The 21,489-nt window shown below is 72.5% G+C and carries 20 protein-coding genes; 7 read left to right on the top strand and 13 right to left on the bottom strand.

Features of this window, described 5'->3' with window-relative positions; translation table 11 throughout:
• The first annotated feature begins 310 nt into the window (after positions 1–310).
• Positions 311–1,048: a GAF domain-containing protein gene (locus OHA84_RS33165; RefSeq protein ID WP_266968269.1), complete on the top strand. Its 738-nt coding sequence runs from the start codon at positions 311–313 to the stop codon at positions 1,046–1,048.
• Between the two features lie 82 nt (positions 1,049–1,130).
• Here OHA84_RS33165 and OHA84_RS33160 read toward each other — a convergent pair whose 3' ends face one another.
• Complete coding sequence (locus OHA84_RS33160; RefSeq protein ID WP_266973857.1) at positions 1,131–2,375, bottom strand: serine hydrolase; 1,245 nt, start codon at positions 2,373–2,375, stop codon at positions 1,131–1,133.
• A 403-nt stretch (positions 2,376–2,778) separates the two neighbouring features.
• On the opposite strand from OHA84_RS33160, the gene OHA84_RS33155 reads away from it, so the two are divergent.
• The gene (locus OHA84_RS33155; protein ID WP_266968271.1) at positions 2,779–4,266 is read left to right on the top strand and encodes an Ig-like domain-containing protein; all 1,488 of its coding nucleotides are present in this window, start codon (positions 2,779–2,781) and stop codon (positions 4,264–4,266) included.
• A gap of 127 nt (positions 4,267–4,393) precedes the next feature.
• Here the strand turns inward: OHA84_RS33155 and OHA84_RS33150 are convergent, their stop codons facing one another.
• A complete protein-coding gene (locus tag OHA84_RS33150; protein ID WP_266968272.1) occupies positions 4,394–4,711 on the bottom strand; it encodes a UBP-type zinc finger domain-containing protein in 318 nt (105 codons plus the stop codon).
• Positions 4,712–4,784: 73 nt separating this feature from the next.
• On the bottom strand, positions 4,785–5,687 hold the full coding sequence (locus OHA84_RS33145; protein ID WP_266968273.1) for an oxygenase MpaB family protein: 903 nt from the start codon (positions 5,685–5,687) through the stop codon (positions 4,785–4,787).
• Between the two features lie 264 nt (positions 5,688–5,951).
• On the opposite strand from OHA84_RS33145, the gene OHA84_RS33140 reads away from it, so the two are divergent.
• Complete coding sequence (locus tag OHA84_RS33140; RefSeq protein WP_266968275.1) at positions 5,952–7,205, top strand: NAD(P)/FAD-dependent oxidoreductase; 1,254 nt, start codon at positions 5,952–5,954, stop codon at positions 7,203–7,205.
• Between the two features lie 419 nt (positions 7,206–7,624).
• Here the strand turns inward: OHA84_RS33140 and bla are convergent, their stop codons facing one another.
• Positions 7,625–8,470: a class A beta-lactamase gene (gene bla / locus OHA84_RS33135; protein ID WP_266953512.1), complete on the bottom strand. Its 846-nt coding sequence runs from the start codon at positions 8,468–8,470 to the stop codon at positions 7,625–7,627.
• A gap of 319 nt (positions 8,471–8,789) precedes the next feature.
• Between bla and OHA84_RS33130 the strand changes: the two genes are divergently transcribed.
• Complete coding sequence (locus OHA84_RS33130) at positions 8,790–10,193, top strand: amidohydrolase family protein (protein ID WP_266968277.1); 1,404 nt, start codon at positions 8,790–8,792, stop codon at positions 10,191–10,193.
• Positions 10,194–10,288: 95 nt separating this feature from the next.
• Here OHA84_RS33130 and OHA84_RS33125 read toward each other — a convergent pair whose 3' ends face one another.
• From OHA84_RS33125 to OHA84_RS33095, 7 genes are all read right to left on the bottom strand, one after another.
• Complete coding sequence (locus OHA84_RS33125; RefSeq protein WP_266953504.1) at positions 10,289–10,621, bottom strand: TcmI family type II polyketide cyclase; 333 nt, start codon at positions 10,619–10,621, stop codon at positions 10,289–10,291.
• Positions 10,622–10,642: 21 nt separating this feature from the next.
• Positions 10,643–11,125, bottom strand: coding sequence for an SRPBCC family protein (locus OHA84_RS33120; RefSeq protein WP_266953506.1), 483 nt, complete (start codon positions 11,123–11,125; stop codon positions 10,643–10,645).
• A gap of 1 nt (position 11,126) precedes the next feature.
• Positions 11,127–11,381 (bottom strand): acyl carrier protein, encoded by a 255-nt coding sequence (locus OHA84_RS33115; protein ID WP_266953508.1) that lies wholly within the window; start codon positions 11,379–11,381, stop codon positions 11,127–11,129.
• A gap of 57 nt (positions 11,382–11,438) precedes the next feature.
• Positions 11,439–12,689 (bottom strand): ketosynthase chain-length factor, encoded by a 1,251-nt coding sequence (locus OHA84_RS33110; RefSeq protein WP_266968278.1) that lies wholly within the window; start codon positions 12,687–12,689, stop codon positions 11,439–11,441.
• Complete coding sequence (locus tag OHA84_RS33105; protein WP_266953042.1) at positions 12,686–13,957, bottom strand: beta-ketoacyl synthase; 1,272 nt, start codon at positions 13,955–13,957, stop codon at positions 12,686–12,688. The genes OHA84_RS33110 and OHA84_RS33105 overlap by 4 nt, the downstream gene beginning before the upstream one ends.
• On the bottom strand, positions 13,954–14,400 hold the full coding sequence (locus tag OHA84_RS33100) for a cupin domain-containing protein (protein ID WP_266953040.1): 447 nt from the start codon (positions 14,398–14,400) through the stop codon (positions 13,954–13,956). Before OHA84_RS33100 ends, OHA84_RS33105 begins: the two co-directional genes overlap by 4 nt.
• Positions 14,401–14,494: 94 nt before the next feature.
• Positions 14,495–15,595: a SchA/CurD-like domain-containing protein gene (locus tag OHA84_RS33095; protein ID WP_266953038.1), complete on the bottom strand. Its 1,101-nt coding sequence runs from the start codon at positions 15,593–15,595 to the stop codon at positions 14,495–14,497.
• A gap of 296 nt (positions 15,596–15,891) precedes the next feature.
• Between OHA84_RS33095 and OHA84_RS33090 the strand changes: the two genes are divergently transcribed.
• Positions 15,892–17,523 (top strand): FAD-dependent monooxygenase, encoded by a 1,632-nt coding sequence (locus OHA84_RS33090; RefSeq protein WP_266953066.1) that lies wholly within the window; start codon positions 15,892–15,894, stop codon positions 17,521–17,523.
• A gap of 22 nt (positions 17,524–17,545) precedes the next feature.
• Here OHA84_RS33090 and OHA84_RS33085 read toward each other — a convergent pair whose 3' ends face one another.
• On the bottom strand, positions 17,546–17,755 hold the full coding sequence (locus OHA84_RS33085; RefSeq protein WP_266953036.1) for an acyl-CoA carboxylase subunit epsilon: 210 nt from the start codon (positions 17,753–17,755) through the stop codon (positions 17,546–17,548).
• Positions 17,756–17,935: 180 nt separating this feature from the next.
• On the bottom strand, positions 17,936–19,462 hold the full coding sequence (locus OHA84_RS33080) for an MFS transporter (protein WP_266953034.1): 1,527 nt from the start codon (positions 19,460–19,462) through the stop codon (positions 17,936–17,938).
• A gap of 156 nt (positions 19,463–19,618) precedes the next feature.
• Between OHA84_RS33080 and OHA84_RS33075 the strand changes: the two genes are divergently transcribed.
• Together OHA84_RS33075 and OHA84_RS33070 are read left to right on the top strand one after the other, a co-directional pair.
• Complete coding sequence (locus tag OHA84_RS33075; RefSeq protein WP_266968280.1) at positions 19,619–20,755, top strand: AI-2E family transporter; 1,137 nt, start codon at positions 19,619–19,621, stop codon at positions 20,753–20,755.
• Positions 20,756–20,871: 116 nt separating this feature from the next.
• Complete coding sequence (locus tag OHA84_RS33070) at positions 20,872–21,435, top strand: DoxX family protein (RefSeq protein ID WP_266953030.1); 564 nt, start codon at positions 20,872–20,874, stop codon at positions 21,433–21,435.
• The last annotated feature ends 54 nt before the right edge of the window (positions 21,436–21,489 follow it).

The following is a 21,489-nucleotide window of genomic DNA, read 5'->3' as shown; positions in this document are numbered from 1 at the left end:
GGAACCCGCCGTAGCGCAAGGTCCCGCGGCGCCGGGGCGGGCGGGGCGGGCGCTTCGTACCGTGCTCCCCCGCCGTCCCGACATGGTCGCCGGGTCCCGGATTCGCGTCGTCGGGTCCCGGATTCGGCGACCGGCGGCGCGCCGGGGCGACGACGCGCACACCCCGTCGCCGCGGCCCGCGAGTGGCACCCGGCCTGTGGCGTGATCGTAGGCAAGGATGATCGTCGGGGTCCGCGAGGCCATGGCGGGACGTACCAGGTCTCATGGCCAGGCCCGGCGACGGGCCGTACGAGGGAACGGTGACATCGGCATGACCCGCGACCAGCAGCTCGCCGAGGCCTTCGTCGGCCTGGGCGACAACCTCGCCGACGACGTCGACCCGCTGACCCTGCTGGACCGGCTCGTCCGGAACTGCGTGGCCCTGACCCCGGTCGACGCCGCTGCCGTGATGCTCGCCAACGTGCGCGGGCGGTTGCGCGCGGCGGCCGTCACCGACGACGGGGCCGAGGCGACCGAGCTCTTCCACTTCCATCCGGCCCAGGGACCCTGCGCCGACAGCTTCCGTCTGGGAGCGGCCGTGCACGCGCCCGATCTCGACGCCGCCGCCGAGGCATGGCCGGACGTGGCGCCGCTGGCCCGGAGGGCCGGCTATCGGGGAGCCCACGGAATGCCGTTGCACGTCCGGGACCAGAAGGTCGGCGCGTTGCACCTGCTGACGCGCGACACCACCGCGCTGACCGAGTCGGATGTCGCGCTGCTCCAGGCCATGGCCGACGTCACGATCAAGGCGGTGGCGACCTGGCGGGCCAATCCGCCGCGCCCGGCCGACGTCGTCGCCAACACGCAGGCCGCGCTCGCCACGAAGGCCGCCGTCGACACCGCGGCCGTGCTGCTCGCCGCCGCCGGTTCCCTCGCCCCGCACGAGGCGCGCCAGGCTCTGCACACCTACAGCGTCCGCCGGGGCCAGCGCGCCGGCCGGGTGGCGCACGCGTTGATCCTGCGCGATCTGGACCCGCACGCCGTCGTCGCCGACACCTGGGTCGTCTAGGTCGTCTCTCGCGGACCTTGTCGGGGACTTCGGGGCGGCACCGCGGAGAACGGGGCTCTCCGCGGTGCCGCCCCGGTCCGGGTCAGCGGCGCTCGGGCAGGTCCGCCTCGGCCGGGGTCATGGCGAGACCGCGCGCCTTGGCGGCGGGGGCGGTGGCGGGCTTTCCGCAGAACGCGGCTTCGAGCGTGCCGCCCAGCGCCGTGTTGGCGGCGCCCCTGTTCGAGGTGTTGGCCATCGCGGAGAGGCTGCGGCTGCCGTCCCGGGTGGTGAAGGCGTAGGTGTAGAAGCCCTGCACGGTGCCGGTGTGGCCGTACACGGACGTCCCGCACGTGAGGTCGTAGCGGCGCAGGCCCAGCCCGTAGAAGCGGGTGTTGGTGGTGTCGGTGGGCGTCATGGTGATCATGGTGTCCAGCAGGGGCGCCGGCACCAGCTTGCCGCGCAGCAGGGCGGACATGAAGGTGCTCAGGTCGGCCTGGTTCGAGATCATCGCGCCGGCGGTCCGCGCCCAGGACACCGTCTGCTCGGTGGAGTCGACCAGCGGGGCCCCCTCCTGGTCCGGGTGGAGGTAGCCGTGTGCGTGGGCGCCCTTGATCACCGTGGAGGGGTGGACGTACGAGGTGTTGCGGAGTCCCAGCGGCTTGATGATGCGGCGCTCGTACTCCTTGGCCACCGGCTGTCCGGTGGCCTTCTCGATGAGCATCCCGACCACGACGAAGTTCGTGTTGGAGTACTTGTACGAGACGCCCGGTTCGGTGGTCCTGGGCTCGGCGAGGGAGAGGTCGACCAGTTCCTTGTACCCGAACACCTTGTTCCGGACGGCCTCGAAGCCCGGCACGGTGTTCGCGAACATGACGTTCGTGTAGTCCGACAACCCGCTCCGGTGGGTGAGCAGGTGACGCACCGTGATCCGGTCGTCGGGGAGCAGTCCCGGCAGGTGGCGGTTGACCGGGTCGTCCAGGCCGATCCGCCCCTCGTTCACCAGTTGGAGGAGCACGACGGTGGAGAACGTCTTCGTGACGCTGCCGATGCGGAAGCGGGCCGCGGGGTCCATGGCCGCCCCGGTGGTCCGGTCCTGGACGCCCGCCACTCGATTCACCACGCCGGCCGGCCCGGTGAAACGAGCCATCGCGCCGGGTGCCCCGGCGGCCAGGGTGTTGCGCAACACCTGCTCCAGGCCCGCCAGGTCGGGCGCCGGCGGCTGTGCGGCGGGGCGCGTCGCCGGGGCGGCCGGTGCCGGCTGGGCCGCATGGGCGGTGGCCGCGGGCGCCAGGCCCGCCACGACGGCAAGCAGGGCGGCACTGATGGTCAGGCGTCGTTCAAGGGGCAGGCGCACGGGTTCCTCGACTCGTTCGTGATGGGAATGCGGGCATGCGAAGGCGTACGTGCCGTGGGAGGGGGTCAACCTCCGTGGGTGGCAACGGCTCTGAGCCTACGAAAGATCTTGGCTGGGGACAGCCACGAGAGGAGCCACGACCTCGGGTTCGGGAGACGTTTTCCGGCCATGTGTGGGCGTCATCCTCCGGTGACGCCCACTCGGCCGACCTTCCGCTTCGGACCCTTCGCGGGCGGCTCGCCCCTTACGGGCACTGGACGGCGGGCGCCAGTCGGCCTGCTCCATATGGGTTCACTTGTCCCCCCGTTCGGCCTCAAACGCCCGAGTCATGATCATCATCCTGCCTTGAAATCGTTCTGATGCTGCCATCCGGCCGTGGGTGAAATGGGAGGGCTGCATGACGACGTCATCGACACACCGTGCGCGAGGACGACGCCGGAACAAGGTGTGGAGCCTGGTCGGCGGTGCGGTGGTCGGAACCGCGCTCGTGGCCGCCGCGGCGCCCGCGCCCGTTGCCGCGCGTCACGGCGCCGACGGCCCCGATGCCACCGTCGCACTGCTGGTCGGCCGGATCCTCGACACCGGCGAACGCGACGAGGGCGACGAGGACGGGGTCGAACGCTGCGGGGGCGAGGCCTTCCGGGCGGGCCTGTGCGGCGCATTGCAGCGCCAGCGAGTCCTGGCCACGGCGCACGGGGCCGGGTCGGTGGTACGCGAATCGACGGCCTCGGGTCCGGACGGCGGGGCGAAGGCGGTCGCGTTGCCCACGGACGCGGGCGGCCCGCTGGAGATCTCCCTCGCCGAACCGGGCCGGTTGACGCACGTGACCGTCCGGGACGATCACGGCCGTCATGTCGGTGGCGCGCTCGGCGCGGTGGACCACCGCTGGACCAACACCGAGCCGCTGCGGGCGGGCGAGCACTACACCGTGCGCGTGGCCGCGCAGGACGCCGCCGGCACCCCGGTCGGGGTCACCATGGCGTTCCGGACCGCGCCACCGCGTGAACACGACAGGCTGACCGTCGAGTTCGGCCCGCGACCGGGGACGTACGGGGCGGGCCAGATCGTGACGGCCTCATTGAGCCACCCCGTCCCGGCGGCGGACCGGACGGCCAGGGCCCGCCTCGAAGGGGCGCTCCAGGTGACCTCGGAGCCCGCCGTCGAGGGGGCCTGGCACTGGGTCGACGATTCGACCCTGCACTACCGGCCGCGCGGTTACTGGCCCGCCCACACCGAGGTGCGCGTGCACAGCGGTCTCGACGGGGTCGAGATCGGCGAACTGCACGGCGGCCCGTCGGAGCCCTCGCACCTCACCATCGGGGAACGCGTCGAGGCGGTGACCGACTCCGCCACGCACCGGATGACGGTTCGTCGCAACGGCCGGGTCCTGCGCTCGATCCCGGTCACCACCGGGAAGGCCGGGTTCCTGACCCGCAGTGGCGTCAAGGTGGTGTTGGGCAAGGAGGCCAAGGTGCGGATGCGTGGGGACACGGTCGGCATCAAGCGCGGCACGACCGAGTTCTACGACCTGCCGGTGCTCTACGCGACCCGGGTGACCTGGAGCGGCGAGTACGTGCACGCCGCCCCGTGGTCGGTGGAGGCGCAGGGCGAGGAGAACGTCAGCCACGGCTGCACGGGGATGAGCACCGCCGATGCCGCCTGGTTCTTCGACCTGGTGAAAGAGGGGGACATCGTGGAGGTGGTGAACAGCGGCGGGGAGCGGATGACGGCGTTCGACAACGGCTTCGGCGACTGGAACCTCGACTGGTCGGCCTGGCAGGCCGGCAGTGCGCTGGCCGCCGCGACCGAACCCTCGCTGGGGCCTGCCGCGCCGCGTGCGTCGGCGGTGGCCCACGCCCCGTCACGGTTGCGCCCCCTCACCTGAGGCGGGAGGGCGGCGTGCCCCGTGACACCGCGGCCGGCCCGGGTCGTCTCTTTCGGATCCTGCCGGTCAGGGCCGCGGTGCCGGGCGCCGCGGTCCCGGCACGATCCGAAAGGGCCGGCCTGGACGCTCAGGCCTGTTCGGGCAGCAGGAACAGCGAGTCCTGGTAGCACCAGGCCCAGGCCTCGCCCCGCTCGAACGAGCGCGCCAGCGCGTGGTCGGTGGTGTCGGCGTGCGCCCAGGCGTGCCGACCCGGGGAGCTGTCGCAACAGCCGACGTGACCGCAGATCAGGCACTTCCGCAGGTGCACCCATGTGCCGCCGGCCGCGAGGCACTCCTCGCAGCCGCGTACGGCCGCGGGCGGCTCCTCGTCGGGCGCCCGGTCGAGATGTCCGCAGCTCACCTCTTCGACGCGCCCGGCGTCGGGGGCGACGATCCATCCGGTCATCGGTACTCCTCCGGTGTGCGGGTCCTGGGGGGGCAGGTCTTGGAGCGCGGGTCCCGGGGGTCGGGCCCTGACGTCAGCCGTCGTCCGCTGCCGGTCGCCCCGGTGGTCCGGGCGGCGGCGGGGCCATCGCCCACCTGATCGATCCGATCAGGGCGTGTCCGGAGAGTCGTACGAGGCCGCCGCTCACGCCGCCGCGCGCCCCCGACAGCCCCAGCAGCCCCGGGGCCCACGGCGGCAGCAGGGCGACCGCGTTCGCGGCGAGCACGGCATAGGGTCCGCGGGCCGCCCCGGGCAGCGGCGGTTGACGCAGGATGAAGCGCGCCGCCTCCCGCGCCTGGGGCGTGGCACGGAGTTCCGGTCGGTACTCCGCGAGCAGTCGGGCCAGCTCCGCCCGGTTCAGGGGCGGGTCCGGCACCCCGAGCGCGCGGGCCACCCGGGCGGCGTCCGTGAGGTACGCGTCGCAACCGGCGGCGTCGAGGGGGTGGCCGCCGAAACGCTGGTGGGCGCGGAGGAAGCTGTCGACCTCCGCCGCGTGGACCCAGCCCAGCAGGTGCGGGTCGGCCGCGTGGTAGGCCTGGCCGTCGGGCGTCCGGCCGCGGACCCGTTCGTGTACGGCCCGTACCCGGTCGACGGCTCGCTGCGCGTCCTCGGCGGTGCCGTACGTGGTCACCGCGAGGAAGGTGCTGGTGCGTTGGAGCCGCCCCCACGGGTCCCCGCGGAATCCGGAGTGCGCGGCGACCGCGGCCATCGTCGGCGGGTGCAGCGACTGGAGCAGGAGGGCGCTGAGCCCGCCGACGAACATCGAGGCGTCCCCGTGCACGGTACGGATGGGACGCTCGGGTCCGAACCAGCGGGGTCCGGGGGCACCGTGGATGCGGGCGCGGTTCGCCCGGCCCTCGGGTCCGGCCACGCGGGCGAACAGGGCGGCGCCGAGTCGCTCCCGTGGACCGCGACCCGACGACGCGGGCAGGTTCATGACGCCATCCTCCTCCGCGGAAGCCCGTCCCACCAGGTGCGGGTCCGAGCGCGCCTCCTCATCTGGCCCCGTGCGGGCGTGCGGCGGGTCGAGGACGGCCCGGGAACCGATTTCATGCCCGTAGGACACACAGTGTGGACGCCCGTGACGACCCGGATCGAATGATCACCCGATCTCCGCAATCGACGCGTGGCGGCGATCCATCGCATCCGATCCGGTCCCGGCCGGCGAAACACTGGGTGAAGCCGCCACCAGGAGGTACCCGTGAGCAGTCGTGACCGGCAGGGCAACGTGATCGTCGTGGGGGCCGGGCTCGCCGGGCTCACCTGCGCGCTCGACCTGGCACGGGCCGGGGTACGGGTGCGCGTGCTGGAGGCGTCCGACGGGGTCGGCGGGAGGATGCGCAGCGACCTTCGGGACGGGTTCGTGCTGGATCGCGGATTCCAGGTGTTCAACACCGCCTACCCGCAGGTCAAGCGTCGCGTGAACCTGCGCGGCCTGCGGCTGCGCCCCTTCACCCCGGGAGTCCTGACCCACATGCCGGACGGCGGTCGGGTGCGGTTCGGGGACCCGACGAGGCGCCCGGGCGACGCGGCCGCGCTGCTGACCGGGCGACGCGTCCCGCTCCGCGGACTCGCCGGACTCGGCGCGCTGACCGCCGTGGCCACCGCGGCTCCCGTTCGGGCGCTGCGGCGGCTTCCGGAGCGTACGACCCGGCGGGAACTGGCGCGTTGGGGGGTGGGCGACGCCCTGGTCGACTCCTTCATGCGCCCGTTCCTGGCAGGCGTCTTCCTGGAGGACGATCTGGAGACGTCGAGCCGAATGTTCCACCTCACCTGGCGCAGCATGATCCGGGGAACCCTCACCCTGCCCTCGAACGGGATCGGGGCGGTGCCCGAGCAGTTGGCGGCCGGCCTGCCCGAAGGGTGCCTGGAGCTCGGGGCGCGCGTTTCCGCCGTCTCCGGCACCGGCGTGGTCCTCGCGGACGGCAGCGCACACGAGGCCACCGGCGTCGTGGTCGCCACCGACACGGCGTGCGCGTCCGCGCTCGTACCGGCACTGGGTGAGCCCGGCCCGACGCGTACGGTCACCACCTACTACCACGCGACCCCCACCTCACCACTGCGCGAACCGACCCTGTTGGTAGACAGCCGGCGGCGGTTCCTCAACACGTGCGTGCTGACGGAGGTGGCTCCCGGCTACGCCGTCGACGGCCGCGCCCTGGTGTCCACCTCGGTGCTCGGCGGCGACACCCCCGCGGGTCGATCGGCGTTGGTTTCCGTCCTGTCCGAGGTGTACGGGACGGACGCGACCCGGTGGCAGGCCGTGGCCGCCGTCACGGTGCCCGGCGCGCTGCCCGCGATGCCGCCCCCCTGGCCCCTCAGCCGGACCACGAGGGTCGAGGACGGGGTGTACGTGTGCGGCGACCACCGCGCGACGGGTTCCGTACAGGGGGCCATGGCCTCGGGGACACGCGCCGCCCGCGAACTCCTGGCCGATCTCGCGGCCCGCTCCTGAGCCGCCGGGCACGTCGTCGGCGCGCGGCCCGTCAGGGGTGTTCGGGTCTGCGCGCGAGGAGGCAGGCCTGCGGCCTCCTGACCCCTTCTCCGGGCTCCTGCACCAGTCTTGCCGTCACGGTGAGTCCGGCTCGACCGAGCAGGTCGGCCACGCGGTCCAAGGGGAGGAGGTAGGAGGTGCAGGTCACCGGATGGCCGTGGGCCCGGGCAGGATTCAGCGGTTCCTCACCGATGTGGTCCCCCCACAGCGTCGTACGACTCCCTGACGGCGATCAGATGGGACGGCTCGATCATGCGTGCGATTCCCGTCCCGGCCGGCCCGGAAGCGGGGGGATCCTCTTCATCCGGTGCCCGCTCCGCCGACCGTCTCGCCCTGAGGGTTCGGCCGGTCGGCGGTGCGGGGCGCGGGCAGGACCGGGTCTACCCCCGGTGGCCGAGTGCGGACGCCACCAGCGCGGCCGAGTCGGCGACGAGCGGGTCGTCGGCGGGGGCATCGGGGTCGTGTTTGGTCGTCAGCACCGCCAGGACGATCGGGGGACGGCCGGGCGGCCAGGCGATGCCCGCGTCGTTGTTGGTGGCGTACCGGCCGCCTCCCGTCTTGTCCGCGATCGTCCACTCCGGAGGAAGGCCGGCGCGGAACCGCTTGGAACTGGTCGTGTTGGCCAGCATCCAGCCGGTGAGCCGTTCCCGGTCGGGGGCCGTGAGCGCGCCGCCGAGGGTGAGGCGCGCGTAGGTGTGCGCGATGGCCCGGGGGGTGGTGGTGTCGGTGATCCGATCGGGCTCGGCCGAGTTGAGTTCGGGCTCCCAGCGGTCGAGGCGGGTCGTCCTGTCCCCGACGGAACGGCTGAACCGGGTGATGGCGGTCGGCCCGCCGAGTTCGCGCAACAGGAGGTTGCCGGCGGCGTTGTCGCTGAAGCAGATCGTCGCCGAGCACAGTTCCTCGACGGTCATGCCGTTGGCGAGGTTCTCGGGCTTGGAGGTGATCGGCGTGTGGCCGGCGTCCTTGACGTCCTTCTCGGTGTAGTGGATGCGCTTGGCGAGGAACTCGCCGTCGCGGTCGAGATCACGCAGGACGGCTCCCGCGGCGAGCGTCTTGAACAGCGAGCACATCGGGAAGAGTTCGTCGGCCCGATGACTCACGGTCCGGCCGGTGGCCGTGTCGAGGGCGAACACGCCGACGCGGGCCGAGTGTCGCCGCTCCAGCTCCCCGAACCGGCGTGCCACGAGGTCGCCTTCCGGGTCCGAGGCGTACGCGGTCCCGCCCATGGGGAGGGCCGCGGTCAACGCCGCCCCGGCCCCGAGCGCGAGGATCGCGCGTCGACGCGAGCCCTGTGCCGTCGATGTGGTGTTCAAGGGTCTGCCTTTCCCGTGGTGTCAGGGTGCTTTCCTCCATTCACGCACCATAGGGGCGAATGGTTCCCCTGTGACGCCAGTGCATGACAGTGCGGCACAACGGTGGTGCGGGTCCGGGGTGTGGCCCACCCGGGGTCGGCGGGGCCTGGTTCGGACGCGGAGGGGGTCGCACGATGAGTGGGCCGGCTCGACCCGAGACCGCCTCGCCCTCCCCCGATCGGATCGCTCCCCGATGTACCTGAACGACACCATCCGCGCGGCGCTGCTCGACCGGTTGCGCACTCCCGACGCCCGGCGCCGCGTCCTGCTCACCGGCGCGACCGTGGTGACCATGGACCCCCGCATCGGCATCCTGCCCGTGGGCGACCTCCTGATCGAGGGAAAGGTCATCGCCGCGGTCGGCCGGGGCCTCGCCGCTCGGGGCGCGGCGGTCGACGCCGTGGTCGTCGACGCGACCGGTTGCGTGCTGACTCCCGGTTTCGTCGACACCCACCGGCACGCCTGGCAGGGCCAGTTGCGTCGGGTGATGCCCGACGTGGACGACCTGGGGGCCTACGTACGGACCACCCTGGCGGGCTTCGCGCCGGTCTACCGGCCGCACGACATGTACGTCGGCACCCGGCTGGCCGCGCTGTCCGCGCTGGACTGCGGGATCACGACGATGCTCGACTTCTCGCACAACTCGCGCAGCGCGGAGCACTCGGACAGCGCCGTGCGGGCGTTGGTCGACACGGGCATCCGCGGGGTGCACGCGGCGATGGGTCCGCACTTCGGCGACTGGGACGAGCAGTGGCCGGCCGACCTCGGTCGGCTCCGGGACACGTACGGCAGCGACCTGCTGACCTTCCGGCTCGCCGCCCTGGCAACGGACGAGATCGCCGGCCCCGGGCTTGCCTACGGGCCGGAACTGGCTTGCATCGCAAGGGATTTGGGTGTGGGTGTCAGTGTGGACGCGGTGTTCGGCGCCGCCTCCTCGCGGGCCGTTTCGCGGTGGGAACGCGCGGGACTGCTGGGGCCGGACGTCACGCTGATCCACGCGACGGGCCTGACCCCCGATGCCTGGCGAGCCATCGGCGCGAGCGGGACGACCGTGGCACTGGCCCCGACCTCGGACGCGCAGATCGGCCTGGAGAGCGCCGTCCCCGCGGTCGACGAGGCGCTCGGGGCCGGTGTCCGGCCGGGTCTGAGCATCGACGTGGAGGTGGCGCTCGCCGGAGACATGTTCACGCAGATGCGGACCCTGCACGCGATCCAACGCATGCGCGCCGTGGCCGCGGTGTACGGCACGGCCCGGGAGCCGTCGCGGATCGGCACGCTCGACGTGCTGGACTTCGCGACCCTCCAGGGCGCGCGGACCAACGGGCTCGCGGACGTGACCGGTTCGCTGACGGTGGGCAAGCAGGCGGACGTGTTGGTCATCCGCGCCGAGGACGTCAACAACATGCCGCTCAACGACGCGGTGGGGACCGTGGTGCTGGGTTCGGACGCGCGCAACGTCGACGCCGTGTTCGTGGCGGGAGAGGTCCGCAAGTGGGACGGCCGGGTCCTCGACGTCGATCTGTCCGCGCTCCGGGAGGTGGCTCGGGCCTCGCGCGACCACGTCGTGGCCGCCGCGGGCCGGGCGGAACTCGGCTGATCGGGCCGGCCGCGCACGCCGACGGCTCCGCCCCCTGGGAACGGGGCAGAGCCGTCGCGGTGTGGCTGGGGTCCGTGGCGTGGACGCCGGGTCGGCTACCGGCCGCCCGAGCGTTCCCAGCGGTAGAACTGCTGGGCCATGGCGTCCTTCGGACTCCGCCAGGTCTGCGGGTCGTGGGGACTGATGAACACGGAGAGCCGGTCGCTGAGGTCCCGGAACTCCGGGTGGTCCGTCACCTGGGCGATGGCCGGGGCCGGAGGCTTGTCGGACTCGATCAGGTGGAGGTACACGTCCCCGAACTGGAAGAGGCTGCGGCTCTTGACCCCGACCAGGTGGGGCAGTTCGCCCGCGTCCGACGCGGCGAACAGGCCGGCGATGTCGGGCGCGGAACCGGGGGCCATGCGGGCCACGATGAGAGCCTGGTGCATTGTGCTGTTGCCTTTCGTCCGTCAGCGCTGACTGGTCACGGGCTCGCGGCTCTCCCGCTCCAGCTGTTCGATCTTGTCCCGGATGAGGGCCATCTGGGTGCGGGAGTTGCGGTTGATGTTGTCGGTCATCCAGGCGTCGTCGACCGGCGCGTCGGGCTTCATCGCGAAGTCCTGGACCCAGCGCATCCGGGTGCCACCGCCGGAGACCGGGTGGTACTCCCAGTGGATGTTCATGTGGGCGAACGGGCCGGTCTCGACGCGCCGCGCCTTGACCGTGAGGCCCTCGCGGTCGACGGTCCGCTCCGACACCCAGCTCCACACCACGCCGTTCTCGTCGGGGTGCATGGCCAGTCGGAACTTCGTGGTGTCCCCGACGCGTTCGAGGATCTCGATCGAGGCGTACTCGCTGAAGAGCTGCGGCCAGTTCTGGAGGTCGTTGGTCACCTCCCACACCACGTCGACGGGTGCGTTGACGGTGATCTCGTTGTCGGTGTGGCCGGGCATGTCAGGCTCCTGTCATGAGGCTGTTGTTGACGAGGTCGAGGAACTCGCGCGGGCTCGCGCAGCGGTCGGCGTCGGTGGGCAGTGCCCGGCCGCGCCGGTTCTCCAGCTCACCGACGATGCCGAGCAGGCCCAGCGAGTCGAGGCCGTACTCGTCGAACCGGGACTCCGGGCGACTCGTCAGCTCGACGGGATCGACGGTGATGCCGGCGTTCTTCATCAGGGACGCCAGCTCTTCCATCGTGAGGCGGTCGGACATGGTGCCTTCTCTCTTCCTACGAGGGCGGGTGGGCCGGCCGAGCCGGCGTGGCGCGCCCTACACGGCGGATTCCGGTCCTCTGCGCAGGACGAGGGCCGAGTTCGAGCCCATCTGGCCCCGGCTGAGCACGAGCGCGGTCCGCAACCGTGCGGTGCGCGCGCCCCCGGTGACCACATCGAGGTCGTGGCAGACCTCGAAGACGTTCGGCGTCGGTGGGACGACGCCGTGTTCCAGTGCCATCACGGCCGCGGCCACGTCGAGGGTGCCGGCGGCGCAGTAGGCCCGCCCGATCCCGGTCTTGGGCGCCGTGACGGGCACCCGGCTCGCGCGACTGCCGAGGGCGTCGGTGATGGCCCACGCCTCGGCCGTGTCGGCCGCGGGGATCCCGAGGGCGTCGGCGAAGACCACGTCGATCTCCTCGGGGGCGCAGTCCGCCTCGCGGAGCGCGCCGCGGATGGCGCGGGACAGGCCCTCGCCCGACTCCTCCCAGCGGTGCGGCCCGGTGAAGGTCGCGCAGTGGCCGGCCACGACGGCGCGGACGGTCGCACCGCGCCGCGCCGCGGTCTCGGCGTCCTCGACGACGAACATCGCGCCGCCTTCGGCGGGCACGAAGCCCGACGCCTTCGCGGTGAAGGGGCGGTAAGCCCGCTCGGGGTCGTCGTCGGTGCTCAGACCCTCGTAGCCCAGCTGGCAGACGACCGAGTAGGGGGCGAGGGGTGCCTCCGTCGCGCCGACCAGCATCGCCCGGCTGCCCTGCCGGATGGCCCGGGCGGCGTGGGCGAAGGCGTCCAGCCCGCCGGCCTCGTCCCCGCAGACCACCCCGCACGGGCCCTTGAGCCCGCGTCGGATGGAGATCTGTCCGGTGCTGGCGGCGTAGAACCAGGCGATCGACTGGTACGGGCCGACGTAGCGGGGGCCCTGCCCCCACAGCCGTTGCAGTTCACGCTGCCCGAACTCGCCGCCGCCCGAACCGGCCGCCGTGACGACCCCGACCGAGAAGGCGTCGTCGGCGTAGTCGGCCTGGGCGAGCCGCGCGTCCTCCAGGGCGAGGTCGGCGGCGCCGAGCGCGTAGTGGCTGAAGCGGTCGGTCTGTACGAGGAAGCGGTCCTCGACCAGGGTCCCCGGGTCGAAGCCCCGCACCTCTCCCGCGATGCGCAGCGGGAGGTGCTCGCAGCCCTGTCGGCTGACGCGGTCCAGGACGCTGTCGCCCGCCTGGGTCGCCTTCCAGAAGGCTTCGATCCCGATCCCGTTGGGCGCGACCACCCCGATGCCGGTGATGACCGAGGCTCGCTCGGAGCGACTGTTCACGCGCGCACCTCCTTCGGCTGGGTCATGACGACGGCGGACTGGAATCCGCCGAATCCGCTGCCGACGGAGAGCACGCTGCGCAGGGTGTGGCTGCGGGCCGTCTTCGGCACGTAGTCCAGGTCGCACTCCGGGTCGGGGGTCTCGTAGTTCGCCGTCGGCGGGACCACGTGGTGGGTCATCGCGAGGACGCAGGCGGCGAGCTCGATGGCGCCGATGGCGCCGAGCGAGTGACCGACCATCGACTTGATGGAGGTCATCGGCGTCCGGTAGGCGTGGTCACCGAGCACCCGCTTGACGGCGGCGGTCTCGTGCCGGTCGTTCTGCTTGGTCCCGGAGCCGTGCGCGTTGACGTAGTCGATCTCCGCGGCGTTGATCCGGGCCTGCCCGAGGGCGGTCTCTATGGACCGGGCCATCTCCAGCCCCTCGGTGGTGAGGCCGGTCATGTGGTGGGCGTTGCCGAAGGTGGCGTACCCGGCGATCTCGCAGTAGACGGTCGCGCCGCGGGCGCGGGCGTGCTCCAGCTCCTCCAGGACGAGGACGGCCCCGCCCTCGCCGAGGACGAACCCGTCGCGGTCGGCGTCGAAGGGCCGGGACGCGTGGGCGGGGTCGTCGTTGTTCGGCGAGGTCGCCTTGATGGCGTCGAAGCAGGCCACGGTGATCGGGGAGACGGGAGAGTCCGAGGCGCCGGCGACGCACACGTCCATCCGGCCCTCCTGGATGGCGTGGACCGCGTACCCGATGGCGTCGAGACCCGAGGTGCAGCCCGTCGAGACGGTCTGTACCGGCCCGCGGGCGCCCGTCTGTTCCGCGACGGCCGAAGCCAGCGTCGCGGGGGTGAACGCCCGGTGCAGGAAGGGCGAGGAGAGCCGGTGGTCGACGTCCCACCACGCGCCCTTGTCGCTGACGTCGACGTAGTCGTGCTCCAGGCGGGTGGTTCCGCCGACGGCGGTGCCCAGGGACACTCCGGTGCGCCAGGCCTCGTCGGAGTCGAGGTGGAGGCCGGCGTCGGCCACCGCCTCGCGCGCCGCGACCAGGGCGAACTGGATGTACCGGTCGTGTCGCTCCGCCTCGCCGGGGCCGAACCCGTGGTCGGCGGGGTCGAAGTCGACCTCGGCGGCTATCCGGGAGCGGAACCCGGTCGGGTCGAAGAGGGTGATGCCCCGTGTCGCGGTCCGCCCGTTGGAGAGCAGGTCCCAGAAGGCGCGGGTGCCGATGCCACCGGGGGCGACGACGCCGACCCCGGTCACGGCCACCCGTCGGCGGGTCATGCGACGACCTCCGAGTGCTCGGGTGGCCGCTGGTCCCACGCGGACTCGTGCGGGTGCGGGGCCTCTTCGGTGTCGACGTGGCCGAGTTCCGGCCGGGGGGCGAGCGGTCCCAGGTGGAAGACCATCCGGGCCTCGGTGTCGCCGACGTTGCGGAAACGGTGGCGGACGTTCAGCGGTACCAGCAGCCCCTGGTCGACGCGCAGCGGGTGGGCCTCCCCGTCGAGGTCGACCTCCAGGGCGCCGGCGACCACGTACACGAACTCCTCGGAGTACGGGTGGTAGTGCTCGGCGATCGACTCGCCCGGGGCCATGACCGCGAGACCCATGAACCCGCTGGTCGAGCCGACCGAGGTCGGGGTGAGCACCGCTCTCAGGTCGCCTCCGCGCCTGCGGTTGGGCTGGGTCTCGCTGAGGTCGACGATGCGTGGGCGATGTGTGCTCATGACTGACTTCCTCCAGGCGTGCGGGTCGCCTCAACAGGGGCGCGGGGCGGGGTGGTGGCTGTGGCCCGGGCGGGCCGCGGATACCGGGCGGTCCTCAGGACCGTTCGGGTGCCCGGCGGTCGGTGACCGGGGTCATGGGGTGGGGTGCTGCCGGGCCGCCGGCCCCGGACGGCGCCGCGAGCAGCCGTTCGAGGGTGGCCTCGGCGCGCGGTCCTTCGATCTCGAAGGCGGCGGCGAGGTCGGCGCCCGCGGGGAGGGACACGTCGAGGAGGCGCACGACGATGTCGTCGCGCTGGAAGATGCTGCTGCTGCGGACCGGGCCGTCGGGCCGCGCCGCTGCCCGCTCGTCCTGCTGGGACAGGAACTCGGCGAGCTCCGCGCCGCGCCCCTCGCGTGCCGGGTAGAACAGCGCGTGCCGGGTCACGGGGGCGTCGTCGGCGCCGTGGTCGGCCACGTGGTGGACGGCCGGGAGCGCCGCCTTCATGAAGAACAGGCGGGCGGACTCGGGGTCGGCCAGGTCGCGGTCCTGTTCGAGGTACGGGTTGATGGCCTGTTCGACGGCGCGGACCTCCGGCTGCTCCGACACGTGGCGCAGGGCCGCCGTGAGGTCGCCTTCGACCTCGACGGCCCGGACCACCCGGTTGCCGTGCATGAAGAGGGAGGTGCGGCACAGACGGGTGTGCGCGTCGACCTCGGCCGCCGGGGAGTCGTAGGAGGACAGCAGATCGGCGACGGCCTTCTCGCTGCCCGGCTTGACCGTGAACGTCAGGGCGTGGCGGACGATCCCGGCACCGAGACGAGGCGTGGGCTGGAGCCGTACGGAGGGCGTCAGCTCGGGCCGGTCGTAGCGCTTGCCGGTCTCCCGGAGCACGGTGAACTTCAGCGGTCGCATGCTCCGGGCGCAGGCGCCGAGCGGCTTGACCTGTTCGGCGTGGTGCTCGCTGTTGACCCAGGCGAGGTACTGGGGCGCGCTCTCCCACTCACTGGTGATGAGCCATTGGGAGGGGTTCTCGAACGACTGGCACAGCTGGTCGCCGAGGTGCCCCGGAACCGAGGCGATGTCGTGGCGGAGCTGCTCGTAGGCGTCGAAGAACTGCTGCTGGACGCCTTCGTGCAGGTCCATCAGCAGGACGACCCGGAGCATGGATCCGTCGAAAGCCGATTGGGACACCCTCTCGGACAGGGCGGTTGTCATCTGCTCACTCCTTCGTGAGGGGTCTCGGTCACGGGACGTGGTCGCCCGGGACGTGTTCCCGGGGTGCGCCGCGTCCGCTGCGCCGGTCGGAGCGGTCCGGGCCGTTTCCCCCTTTGCCAGGGTGGACGAAAGGGGGCATATGCGTGGATCCGCTGTCGCTCATCGTCATCCAGCAGTGGGCAGAACGCCAGATCTCAGGATCGTCCGGGTGAGAAGTGACGAATCACCCGGGTCCGCCGGCTGATCGGGGCATAAGAAAGTGCACCGCCCCGCACAGAAACAGGAGCCCTCAGTTGATCGAAGACAAAGTCGACGTCCGTGTACCGGTCCTTGTGGTGGGCGGCTCACTCGTGGGCCTGTCCACCTCCCTGTTCCTGAGCCGTCACGGCGTCAGGCACATGGTGGTCGAGAAGCACGCCGGTACGTCCGTTCACCCGCGCGGCCGTGGCATCAACGCACGCACGATGGAGCTCTTCCGGACGGCGCAGGCCGAGCCGGCGATCCGCAGCGCGGCGGCCGCTCTGGAGGAGAATCACGGAATCCTGCAGGCCCAGTCCCTGGTCGGGGGCGAGTTCAACTGGCTGATCAAGGGCGTGGACCCGTCCAAGGCGCTCGCCCGCCTCAGCCCCACCGGCTGGTGCCTGTGCAGCCAGAACAACATCGAGCCGGAATTGGCCAAGCAGAGCCGCGCACAAGGCGCGGACGTGCGGTTCTCCACCGAGCTGATGAGTTTCGACCAGGACGAGGAAGGCGTCACCGCCCTGGTGAAGGACCGGGAGACGGGCGAGCACCTCACCGTGCGCGCCGACTTCCTCATCGCCGCGGACGGCCCGCGCAGTCCCGTCAGGGAGGCGCTGCGCATTCCTCAGACGGGCAGCGGTGAACTGTTCCACAACGTGAGCATCACGTTCCGTTCCGAGCAGCTCATCGAGGTCCTCGGGGACGTCCGGTTCATCGTCTGCTACCTGATGCGCCCGGGCGCGGACGGGGCGCTGCTGCCGGTCGACAACGAGACCCAGTGGGTCTTCCACGCCCCCTGGCACCCCGAGAACGGGGAGACGCTGGAGGACTTCACGGACGAGCGCTGCGCACGGCAGATCCGCGCGGCGGTCGGCATGCCCGACCTGGACGTGGAGATCGGCGGCCGGGCGCCCTGGCACGCGGCCGAACGGGTGGCGGAGTGGTACTCGTCGGGCCGGGCCTTCCTGGTCGGCGACGCGGCCCACGAGATGTCCCCGACCGGGGCGTTCGGTTCGAACACCGGTATCCAGGACGCGCACAACCTCGCCTGGAAGATCGCGGCGGTGCTCCAGGGGGCGGCCGGCCAGGAGCTGCTCGACACGTACGAGGCCGAGCGGCTGCCCGTGGCCCGGGCCACGAGCCTGCGCGCCTCGGCGCGTTCCGCGGAGCACAGCCACCCGGGGTACACCCCTCCGCCGACCATGGGTGGGGGCCCCGGCAGCGGGGTCCTCACCACGGCCATGGGGTACTGCTACCCGCAGGGCGCGGTCGTCGGCGGCGACCCGGACCGGCCGATCATCCCCGAGGCGTTGCGCCTGAAGGGTGACGTCGGCACCAGGGCGCCGCACATGTGGGTGACCAGGGCCGGGGAGCGCATCTCGCTGCTCGACCTGTACGAGCGGTCCTTCGTGCTGCTCAGCGCGGCGGGAACCCCGTGGCGGTCGGCGGCGGCGCAGGTGGCCGAGCAGTTGTCCGCGCGCCTGGCCGGGTACACGATCGGCTCCTCGGCCGACGCCGACCTGATCCAGCCGGCCGACGCCGACTGGACGGAGGTCCACGAGATCGGCGCCGCAGGCGCGGTGCTCGTGCGGCCGGACGGGTTCGTGGCCTGGCGCTGCGAGGACGCGGTGAGCGACCCTCAGGAAGCGCTCCTGTCGGCCATGATGGCCGTCCTCCGGCGGGACTGAGGTCCGTGTGGCCTGCCCGGGGTCACCGGCAGGCCCAGCACCCCGCCCAGCATCCGTGGCCTCCGGGGCGCGGATGCGGGCGGTGGCGCCTGTTCTCCCGGGGACGGCTCGGCGCCCGGGACAGGCGCCCGGCGAGGCAGGCGACCACGACGGCTATCGCGGCCAGTTCCTCGGGTTCGGCGGAGCCTCGGTGGACGCGCAGCAGGCTGGACACGGAAGCGTCTTCCGGCATCGGCATGCCCTCCCGTCAGGAGAGTTCGCCCTTCGGGGCACCAGGCCCCCTGATGCCGACGACGCTACGAGCACGGCGGGGGCCTGTCGTGTTCGAAGGACTTGTCCACAGCCGTCCGGGTCACGCCCGGCCGTGCGCCGGGGCGTGACCCGGGGCGTGAGGTCCTGCCCGGGACGGCCGTCATCCGAGTGGGCTGCGGCTCTCCGCACGGTCCGTCGCCCGCGGCCCACCGTCGGTTCCGTCCCGCTCCCCGGTGGCGCGCGCGGAGAGGGGCGTGGCGATCGATTCGAGGGACTTGCCCTCGGCCGCCACCGCGAAGAAGACCGCGACCAGGCCCGCCGCCACCATCAGGGAGGCCCCGATGCAGAACGCGAGCACGGCGTCGGCGACCACTCCGCTGGAGGTGAGGTCCGCGAAGACCAGCGGACCCGAGATGCCGCCGGCGGCCGTGCCCACCGCGTAGAAGAAGGCGATGGCCATCGCCCGCGTCTCCATCGGGAAGATCTCGCTGACCGTCAGGTACGCCGAACTCGCCCCGGCGGAGGCGAAGAACAGCACCACACACCAGCAGGCGGTCATCGTGAAGGCCGTGAGCATGCCGGCCCCGAAGAGCCACGCGGTACCGAAGAGCAGCAGGCCGGACAGGACGTAGGTGCCGGCGATCATCGGCCGGCGGCCGATCGTGTCGAAGAACCGCCCCAGGAACAGCGGTCCGAGGAAGTTGCCGAAGGCGATGACGGCGAAGTAGTAGCCGGTGACCGAGCTGGAGACGTCGAAGAACCGGACGAGGATGGTGCCGAAGCCGAAGGTGATCGCGTTGTAGAGGAACGCCTGCCCGACGAAGAGGGAGAGACCGAGCACGGCCCGTCGCGGGTAGGACCGGAAGACCGTCCTGGCGATCTCGCCGAATCCGATGCTGCCGCGCTGCTCGATCGTGATGGCCTCCCCCGGTTCGGGGAGTGGGGCGCCCTTCTCTCGCTCCACCTGGCGTTCGACGTCGGAGACGAGTTCCTCCGCCTCCTCGCCCTGGCCGTGGATGAACATCCACCGGGGGCTTTCGGGCACGTGCCGGCGGACGAGCAGGATCACCAGGCCGAGGACGACGCCGAGCGCGAACGTGAGCCGCCAGCCGAGCCAGGCCGGGAAGATGTCGGTGTCGAGCGCGAGGACGGACAGCAGTGCGCCGGCGACCGCGCCGAGCCAGAAGCTGCCGTTGATGATGAGGTCGACGCGCCCGCGGTACTTGCTGGGGATCAGCTCGTCGATCGCGGAGTTGATGGCCGCGTACTCGCCGCCGATGCCGAAACCGGTGAGGAAGCGGAAGACGAAGAACCACCAGGGCGAGAAGGACACGGCGGTGAGCGCGGTCGCCGCCAGGTAGACGCCGAGGGTGATGAGGAAGAGCTTCTTGCGGCCGAACAGGTCGGTGAGGCGTCCGAAGAACAGCGCACCGGCGCAGGCCCCGGCCACGTACAGGGCCGCCGCGACACCGGTGACCTGGGCGTCCGTGATGCTGAGGCCGCTGCCGTCCTCGGAGAGCCGACCGGCGATGTTGCCGACGATCGTGACTTCCAGGCCGTCGAGGATCCACACGGTCCCCAGCCCGATCACGATCATCCAGTGCCACCGCGACCACGGCAGCCGGTCCAGTCGCGCGGGGACGCTGGTCGTGATCGTCCCCTGGTTCCCACCCGTGAGCTCAGCCATGACGCACCGTCTGCCCGACCTCCCTCCCGGACAAACGCCGGCGGGTGAAACGGGGGTATCCGGCGGTTCGTTCGGGCGAATGTGCCGTCGCGCCCGCGGGGGCCGCGGCGTGCCGTGGAACCTGTCGAGGAACACTTCCGGAGGTGGGGCACTGCCATGACCAGGCGATCCGCGGAGCGGTCGACACCCCGGCCCGCCCGCCCGCGCGCGACCGCCCGCCCCCGACGCCCGAGGCCTCCGCTGCCGGCGGGCACCCCCCACGTCTCCCCGCTGCTGCGCACGGTCGCCGCGTACTCCTGGCGGCTGTTGGCCGTGGGGGCCGTGGCGTACGCGGTGTTCGTGGTCCTGGGCCGGTTCCACGAGGTCGGCGTGGCCGTCTTCCTCGGCCTCGTGGTGACCGCCGTGCTCCGGCCCCTGACGGGTCTCCTGGCCCGGTGGATGCCCCGCCCGCTCGCCGTCGCCTGCGCGCTGATCGGCAGCATCCTGCTGCTGCTCGGCGCGTTCGCGTTCGTCGGCGAGACGATCGCCTCCGAGTGGACCAACCTGCTCGCGGAGTTCAAGGACGGCCTGGGCCGGATCCAGCGCTGGCTGGAGCAGCCGCCGCTGCGGCTGGACCCCCACGCCCTGGACGACTTGCAGGCGCGCATCACCTCCTACCTGTCGAGCCACCGGTCGACTCTGCTCAGTACCGCGGTCAGTGGCGCCGGCCGGCTCGTGGAGATCTTCACCGTGATCGCCCTGGCGCTGTTCTGCTCGGTCTTCTTCATCCACTCGGGCGATCGGCAGTGGGCCTGGTTCTGCACCCAGCTCCCGCCGACCGCCGAGGACCGGGTGACGACCGCCGGACGGGCGGCGTGGCGGACGTTCACCGGTTACACCCACGGCATCCTGCTCGTCGCCGGGACGAACGCCGTCCTCGTCGGCGTCGCGCTGTTCGCGTTGGGGGTGCCGCTGGCGGTGCCGCTCGCGTTGTTGGAGTTCTTCGCCGCGTTCATCCCGCTGATCGGATCCCCGGTCGCCCTCGCGGTGGCCGCCGTCGTCGCCCTGGCCGCGAAGGGGCCGCTGGTGGCGTGCCTGGTGGTCGTGCTGATCGTGATCATCGGGCAGATCGAGGGCCATCTGCTGCATCCGCTCGTGATGAGTTGGGCGGTGCGGCTGCATCCGGTGGTCGTGGCCCTGTCGGTGGTGGCCGGCGCCATCGCCGCGGGCGTCGTCGGCGCGGTGGTCGCGGTGCCGCTGGTGTCGGTTGCCTGGGCCGTCCGGCAGTCACTGCGTCCACCCGCCCCCGTGTGAGGTGCGGGGCTCGACCTCTTCCGGCGTACGCATCGGGTGCGCGGGCCCCCTGCCCCCGTCAAGCTGGGACCCGGACCGACCGACCCCGCACACGCCCACGGAAAGGCCTCGGCCTCATGGACATCTACCGGCGCAAGGACCTCGGACTGCTCGCCCTGCGACTGGGGGCGGGCGGCGTGCTGATGGCACACGGCACGCAGAAGCTCTTCGGCTGGTTCGGCGGTGGCGGCCTCGACGGCACCGCGAAGGCGATGGAGCACATGGGCTTCGTCCCCGGCCGGCCGAGCGCGCTCGCGGCGGGACTCGGCGAGGCGGGCGGCGGCGCCCTCCTGGCGCTCGGACTCGCGACCCCGGCGGCCGGCGCCGCCGCGGCGGGCGCGATGGCGGGCGCCGTGTCCGTGCACGCGCCGGCGGGGTTCTTCGCCCAGGGCGGCGGCTTCGAGTACCCGGCCTTCCTCGGCTACGTGGCCGCCGGGCTGGGACTCGCCGGGCCGGGCCGCTACTCCGTCGACCACTTCACCCGGCACCGGCTGGACCGGCCCGCCGTGCTGGCGCTGGCGTTCGCGCTCAGCGCGGCCGCGGCGACCGTCGTCGTCGGCCGCCGCAACGCCGCCCTGGCCGCGGCGGCGGCCCCCGACGACACCGCGGGCGGGGATCCCCTCTCGGGCGTCGACGCCTGAGGGTCCTCCGCAATCGATCTCGGGGTTGCGAGCGCCGCCTGCTACGGTGCGCCG

This window comes from Streptomyces sp. NBC_00513, assembly GCF_041431415.1.
In the GTDB taxonomy this organism is placed as follows: Bacteria; Actinomycetota; Actinomycetes; order Streptomycetales; family Streptomycetaceae; genus Streptomyces.
The sequence above is the reverse complement of the archived record's forward strand: the minus strand, read 5'-3'. Positions and strand labels throughout refer to the sequence as shown.